Origin of the sequence: Methanobacterium formicicum, from assembly GCF_029848115.1 — an archaeon.
Lineage (GTDB): Archaea > Methanobacteriota > Methanobacteria > Methanobacteriales > Methanobacteriaceae > Methanobacterium > Methanobacterium formicicum.
In genome coordinates this window covers 1-7,500 of record NZ_JARVXG010000044.1, presented here as the reverse complement: position 1 = coordinate 7,500, position 7,500 = coordinate 1, and the positions used below count along the sequence as shown (strand labels likewise).

The 7,500-nt window shown below is 42.5% G+C and carries 6 protein-coding genes and 1 pseudogene (1 of these 7 only partly in view); all 7 read right to left on the bottom strand.

The annotated features are described in order from the left end of the window. Window positions 1-1,380, bottom strand: the 5' portion of a protein-coding gene (locus tag QC759_RS05090) for a Mur ligase family protein (RefSeq protein WP_279845214.1). 45 nt of this gene lie to the left of the window's left edge; the window shows 1,380 of its 1,425 coding nt (coding positions 1-1,380); its start codon is at window positions 1,378-1,380; its stop codon lies beyond the left edge, outside the window. Between the two features lie 95 nt (window positions 1,381-1,475). After that, window positions 1,476-2,747, bottom strand: coding sequence for a cofactor-independent phosphoglycerate mutase (locus QC759_RS05085; protein WP_048073435.1), 1,272 nt, complete (start codon window positions 2,745-2,747; stop codon window positions 1,476-1,478). Window positions 2,748-2,918: 171 nt separating this feature from the next. Further along, entirely contained in the window at window positions 2,919-3,932 is a 1,014-nt protein-coding gene (locus QC759_RS05080; protein WP_048073969.1) for a homoserine dehydrogenase, read from the bottom strand. Window positions 3,933-3,983: 51 nt separating this feature from the next. Continuing rightward, complete coding sequence (locus QC759_RS05075) at window positions 3,984-4,472, bottom strand: amino acid-binding protein (RefSeq protein WP_048073434.1); 489 nt, start codon at window positions 4,470-4,472, stop codon at window positions 3,984-3,986. After that, window positions 4,469-4,684, bottom strand: coding sequence for an Asp-tRNA(Asn) amidotransferase subunit GatC (gatC, locus tag QC759_RS05070; RefSeq protein WP_048073433.1), 216 nt, complete (start codon window positions 4,682-4,684; stop codon window positions 4,469-4,471). The genes QC759_RS05075 and gatC overlap by 4 nt, the downstream gene beginning before the upstream one ends. Window positions 4,685-4,781: 97 nt before the next feature. Then, complete coding sequence (gene asnB, locus QC759_RS05065) at window positions 4,782-6,278, bottom strand: asparagine synthase (glutamine-hydrolyzing) (RefSeq protein ID WP_048073432.1); 1,497 nt, start codon at window positions 6,276-6,278, stop codon at window positions 4,782-4,784. 316 nt (window positions 6,279-6,594) lie between these two features. Beyond that, window positions 6,595-7,500, bottom strand: a pseudogene (locus QC759_RS05060) (DUF11 domain-containing protein); the annotation flags it as partial.

Below are 7,500 nucleotides of genomic sequence, written 5' to 3'. Positions count from 1 at the left end.
GGACATCTTCTTACTGGAACCTTCCAGGCGTGCCAGTACCAGTTCACGGGCCTGAAACACGGCAGTGTAAGTGGGTAACAAGTAAACGATTTCCACATCTTCATTCAACACTTTCCCTATGGCCTGGTCCATGGCATCATCCACTTCCACCAGTTCCACAGGGACTCCGGCGTATTTAAGTCGCAGGGCAATATCTTCGGCCCGGCGGCCAGAACAGTAAATTTTTTTGATATTTTTCACATTACCCATCTTTTCCACTTCAGCATCCCATATCCAGGATACATCCTTCCCATCCGCGGGGTTGTCATTGAGTACAAATAGCATTGATTTTGTCCGTTCATCCAGTGACACGCTGTTTATGGTTTCACTGAGTCCAATGGGGTTCTTAACTAGGGCAATTTTTGTGATTTTCTCCGGGAACTGGAAATTCTCCATCCTGCCCAGATGGTACTCAAAGTGTTCAATGGAATGGGAAACCCGGTCCAGGGGTAAGCCCACCTCCAGAGCAGTGGTCAGTGCTGCACAACAGTTATAAGCATTGTAAATTCCCTCATACGGGAATTTTATGTCTTTTATCTTTTCATCTTTGTCCATAAACTGGTAATGGTACTGGTGGTCCTGGTAATCAATCCCGGTTATCTGATAGTCATACTCCGGATTGGAAAAACCACAATCTGGGCAATGGTATCCGCCCAGTTGTCCATAATTATAATAATCATAGTCCAGGTAGCTGCTACATGCCGGGCAGAATCGGGATTCCACAATTTTCTGTTGGGTGGTGCTTTGCTGGTTGTGGGCCACCCCATAGTAGATGTTCCTTTTATGGAGTTTTCGGAAATTGGAAACCAGAGGATCATCAGCGTTAAGTATTAACGTTGTATCCAATGGTTCCAAGGCTTCCAGTATGTCCTGAAATGCCTTTTCAATCTCACCGTATCGGTCCAACTGGTCCCGGAAGAAATTGGTTACCAGGACGTAATCTGGTTTCAAGTGTTGGGTAACTCTTTTAAACGAACCTTCATCCACTTCGAAGATTCCCCAATCGTATTCCTTCCTTCGGTCATGTAAAAAGGCACTAACCAGTCCCTGGAGCATGTTAGCTCCCCGTAAATTGGAAAGAACCCTGGTGTATTCCTCCCTTAAAATATGGTTGAGGAGGTTGTTGGTGGTGGTCTTACCGTTGGTACCGGTGATGATGATCTTGTTCTGGCAGCGTTCATCCACCAGTTTCAGGATATCAGGGTAGATAGTCATGGCTACCTTACCCGGCATGGCACTGGCACTGCTTTTAAGGATCCTTTGAAGAACGAACGAGGCTACATTGCCGGCGAAAACTGCTAGATAATATCGAAATCTGGAGTAACTTATACCTAATCCCACCTTTGATCTGTACTACTTGTTTTAACTCCTTTAAATAAAGGGTATTCTGATTTATTTTTATTTAACATTTTTTTAGTTATTAGTTTCCCTGTGAGCTATTCATTTTTTGTATTTTCACTGGATTTTGGAAGGTTCAGGAATAAATTCAGGAATTTATACCCTTCCATGATATTTTTAGAACTTTCATTAAATGATTTTAAGATTGATGGTTCGTCGTACTTTTCAGTGGCATCGGCCCGGCAACCAGGAGTGTACATGGCATAGGGAATTGGATTAGAGGTGTGTGTTCGGATATTTATGGGTGTGGGATGGTCGGGTAGGACAGCCAGAGCATAATCATCCATGGATGGGAGTCCTTTTATCAATTTTCCCAGTATGCGTTGGTCAATGCGTTCTATGGCTTTTATTTTTTCATAAATATCACCAGCATGGCCTGCTTCATCCGGAGCTTCTACATGGATAAATATCAGGTCATGTTCTTCCAGAGCTTCCAGTGCATATTTAGCCTTACCACAGTAATCAGTATCATAAAACCCGGTAGCCCCGGGAACATGGATATTGGTCAGCCCCAGATAAGTTCCAATTCCTTTAATAAGATCCACACCCGTGATGGTGGCGCCCTTAAGGTTATATTTTTCTTTAAATAATGGTAACTGGGGTTGGGGGCCCTGTCCCCATAACCAGATCATGTTGCCTGGTTTTTTCCCATCTTCGATCCTTTTTTGGTTGGTGGGATGCTTTCCCAGCACATCGAAGGACTTATACATCAATTCATTCAATTTCTGTGCTAAATTGTTTAGAACCTCTCTATTTTCCACAGATTTATCTGCATCTTCACCAACTTTTAGAAGATGTTCCTGAATGGGTTCCCCCACCACATCATGGGGTGGTGTTGATTTAAGTTGAGATGCAGTTTTATCATTGTAAATAAATAAATGCCGGTAGCTAGTTCCCAGGTAAAATTTTCCGTAGCTATATAACCTTTGATTTAAGCTCTCAATGAGCTGGGCAGCCTCGATGGTGCTGATGTGCCCGGCATTGAAGTCAGCTAAAAGCCCATTTTCACAGGTGATGAAATTGCAACGGAATGCTATGTCATTTTTTTTCATTTTAGCTCCTATACTGGCTGCTTCCAGGGGGCCACGGCCAGTGTAGTACTTTTTGGGATCATAACCCATAATGGACAGGTTGGCCACATCAGACCCCGGTTCCATTCCTGGGGGGACAGTTTGCAGCATGCCACAGGTCCCATTTTTAGCTAAAAAATCCATGTTAGGGGTTTTAGCTTTTTGTAATGGTGTTTTACCATCCAATTCCTCTAATGGTTCATCTACCATTCCATCCCCAATAACCACAATGTATTTCATTAAATATCTCCTCTAATCAGTTGATCATTAATTGATAAACATTCTCTTTAAATAGTGGACATTTCAATTAATTATAATTTATTTTTGTAAGAGAAATAAAACTCCGGTAGTGTTTAATTGAACTTTCCAGTCACTACAAAAATAAAAATAAATTCATAGGAAGGGAGAATTTTATTTCCTTACCTTCCAGACACTGATGATATCACTCAGTATGGCCGATGCAGTTTCTACTGATCCCGCACCCTTACCCACTACGGTTACCTCATCAGCCAGGTCGGTTTTGAGGGTGGCCAGGTTGAGGGTTCCCTCCACTGCCAGGGGAGATCCCTGACGCACCAGGCGGGGTGATACCTCCAGTGTATCTGGTGAAGCTTCACCAATGAGTTTAATTAGCATTCCTTCCTTCTTAGCTAAGGCAATTGATTCGGTGGTTATCCTTGATATCCCCTCAACTTCCACATCTTTGAGGGTTGCCGGTAGGTTTAGAACAGAATTGGCCAGTATAACTATTTTGCAAGCTGCGTCAATACCTTCCACATCCTGGTAGGGATCAGTTTCTGCTATTCCCAATTCCTGGGCTTCAGAAAGGGTCTGTTCGTATGATGATCCTTCATTGGCCATTCTGGACAGAATGTAATTGGTAGTCCCGTTTAGAATTCCGAAGATAGATTCAATACTGCATCCGGCCAGTGTTTCGTGGGCAAAATTAATGATGGGCATGGCTCCCCCAACTGATGCTTCGAATTTAAATTCCACACTGTTGGACTGTGCAGTGGTGGCCAGTTCCTGGAATGATAGGGCCAGGGGTCCCTTGTTGGATGTTACCACGTCTTTACCATCTTCCATGGCTTTGATCATGTGGCTGCGTGCTGGTTCGCCATCGTGTATATCGGTGGGGGTAACTTCTACCAGGCAGTCGTATTCTACTTCGTCCAGAATGTTAATGCTCTCCACACCAGGTATGCCGTATTCAGGGAAAGAAGATATTTTACCGGTTTTTTCTTTGGTTTTGAGAAGTAATTCTTCGTCTAAACCATCCGGGTTTATGGCCGCTCCCGAACGATCACCCACCGCCACGATAGAGGGGTTGAGACCATATTTTTTCTTTAAATAATCTTTTTTCACCGACAGGACCCGGGCCACGCCCTGTCCCACTGCTCCAAAACCTAAAATAATAATTTTCATGGGATCACCATTTATCTCTAGAATTTGCACTTTTCTAGAATTCATAATCATTTAAACTTCGTTGATAACCAGGAAGCCTTTCTGATCCCCAACTTCTTTGATACTTTTGAGTATTTTCTTTTTATGTCCAAAATCTGCTTCCATAACCATCTTGGTGGCTGAGTTCTTGGGATCATCAGACATTTTAAGATCCAGATCCGCCACCTTTACACCCTCCAGCTGGTTCAGGAGAGTTACTGTTTCCTTAACGTCCTCCTCCACAATATCCCCCACCAGAATAGTGGTGATCTGCTCCTTACGGAGAACACCATCCACTGCCATTATCTGAATATCTTTGGCTTCTAGGGCATCCATAACCATGTCCAGGGTTTCTTTATCCCCTTCTATGGTTATCTGTACTGGAACTGTTCCTCGTTCTGTTTTAACATCTCTCTGATGTATTACTGCCACTATGTTGGCCCCTAACCTCCCCATTGGTTCAAGAACTTCTAATAATTGTCCTGGAACATCTGGCAGATCTAAAACGAGATTAAATCTCATTTTACCCACTTTCCTTTCTCGGCTATAAGGTTACCCTCTTCATCCACATGGGCGTTACGCATAATTTTGGCAGAGTCCTTATCCTCAGCACAGTCTTCCCTGGATAGATTCACATTATCCACCATGTAATGGGTCTCTTCCAGTTCTGGTATGTTTTTCAGGGCATCAGAAAAGCTCTGGAGTATCTCTTCAGCCTCTTTTTCAATTTTCAACTTATTCACTCCTGACCTTTATATTAATAATAATCATGGATTTAACTGGTAATGAATTTGTATCAGGTTATTGGTATACACATTTGTATACATGGATTTAAATATCTATAAATTTAAAGGTTTTTTTCAGATTATCCATATATACCTGGTCTTTGAGAACCTTTTTCCTCAGGATTTTATGAATACCTGATCCATACTGGGCGGCCTTCTTGGGACGGTTAACAATCTCCGGGGGCACACCCAACTCACGTGCTACTTCCCTTAAGATGCACTTACGCCGATTGTCCTCAGGACCATTTATCTTGTAATACATAGGTATATCCAGGGCCATATTTATAATTTGAAGATCCAGGTAAGGAACCCTTAACTCCACACTGTGGGCCATGGTTACTTTATCATCACGTTCCAGGTTCACATGGTAAAGGTTCTCCACATCCTCCTGGAGGTCTTCCTGGGTTTTTTCACCCTTCTCCTGATAGAAATCGAGGTAACGGTGGTATCCGGCAAAGAGTTCATCGGCGCCCTGACCAGAAAGTATCACCCTTTGGCCATGCTGGTGGGCCATCTCCGCTGCCAGATATGCAGTCATTCCCACCCCTAATTTCATAACATTCCACTCTTCTATAGCATTTAATACAGGGGGACTGTATTCTCTCACCACTTGTTCGTCAACTATTCTGGTGTGCAGAGGAAGCCCTATATCACGGGATACATTATGGGCAAAGAGCAGATCAGGGGAACCTTCACTACCCACCGCGTATAGATCAGTCTCAATCCCCAGATCCGCACATATCACCGCCAGAATAGTGCTATCCACCCCTCCAGAAAATAATATTCCCACTTTATCCAGGCCAAGGGTTCTTTTCTGAACAGATTTCTGGATATGATTCTTTAAAGTCTCTTGGAGGTGTTTTTTTGAGGGGGGGGTTACTATTTCTGATCTACTAATGGAATGATTGTTTTTCCAAGATAACCTTCCAGGTAGTTCTACCAGTTCCTGATTATGTAACATGTATTTAGGTGGCAAACTGTGGGTTTCGTCTATTCCCACTGTCCACAATGCTTTTCTTTCAGAGGCAAAAGCAAAAATACCATCATTTTCTCCATAATAAAGTGGTTTCACTCCCAATGGGTCCCGAACAGCCACCAGGTCTTTACCATCGTAGGCACAGAATGCATAATCACCATCCAATCGTTCCACAACCTTGGGAATCGTTTGCGATAACGAACCATGGTAATAATGGGTGATGAGGCCTAAAACCACTTCTGAATCACTATCAGTTTCAAAATTGTAGTTTGATTCATTTTTAAGCCCAGAATATAGTTGGTAGTGATTATATATCTCGCCATTACAGACGAGAACAATTTTCCCCTTCCTTAACGGTTGTACAACTTCTGATCCCACAATAGATAGAAGATTATGTCCCAAGCCGAAATTTCCAGGAGGTACAGTAAGTTCTTCCAGATTTCCATGGGAAATTACACCATCCACGAAAACGCCGGATTTATCAGGTCCGCGGTGTTTAAGGGTTAATAGCATTCTGTACAGTTCATCCTGAACATTTTCGCTGATGATACCAGTTATTGCACACATAATTAGTAATTCCAGATTTTTTAAAGATTTATTTTAATTTCAAAGTAGTTTGATCCCTATCTCAGGTGACATTTAAAGTCAGGTGACAAAAAGTTCACACTGAATAAGATATGGTACTATAAAGGGGGATTATTTAATAATGTTTTGAATCCTTGATATTAAATTTAGGAATTATAGTTTAGAAATTATAGTTTAATTCTTAAATCAGTAAGATAATGTGTTATTCTTATTCAAAATAAAATTAAACCTTCAAAATATTTTTTCTCAAAATTTAAACCCTAAAATAAAAAAAATAAAAAAAGGGGAATTAATAGGTTTACCTTTGTTTGGACACACATATACCGGTGAAAATAGCCAATAAAGCCAGTAATATCCCACCAAGGGGAATCCCAGTAGTTTGCATTCCAATGGTTTTTCCAGACGAACCATAGTATTTGCCCGAACTGGTGTTAGGGTTTGTTGTAGATGGATTATCTGGATCAGATACTGAATAGGGTCGCACAGAAACACTGGCCCGGTTGTTATCCGGGTTGGGGTCGTAATAACCTGCGGCGTAAACTGGGTCGGGATCGGTAATCACGGCTTCAACTGTCATCTGCACGTTGGAAACCATGGCCTGCATTACCAAGTGCATAACTGCCAGGGTATTGGTGGCCATGTAACCTATACTCCATAAACCAGTAGTTGAATTAAAAGCACCATTAGAGTCATCGGAAACGTAACGAAGCCCGGCTGGTGCAGTGAAGTACACTTTCACATTAGGACTATCGTCCGGTCCGTAATTGTGTGCGGTCAAGGTAAATTCAACATAATCCAGATATTGGGGGTAGGCATTGTCCACGGTAATGGCAATTCCCAGGTCAGAAGATGGTGGTACAGTGATTGTGGTGTTAATTTCGTTGTTGGTGCTGTTTTGATCGTATTCAGTGGCAGTTACGTTAGCGATGTTGGTTATGGTAGTGTTGGATACGATTACCTGTGCCAGGATGTGTAGCACGGCATTTGCACCGTTGGCTAAGTTGCCAATGGTCCATAGGCCGGTGGTGGGATTGTAGGATCCGTTACTGTTGTCTGAAATGTAACGCAGGCCAGTAGGCAGCACATCGTGTGAAACCACACCAGTTGCATTGTCCGGTCCGTTGTTGTGTACAGTTATGGTGTAAGTGATGGTCTCTAAGTAATCTGGTGTAGAGTTATCCACGGTTTTGGTTATGGTTAGGTC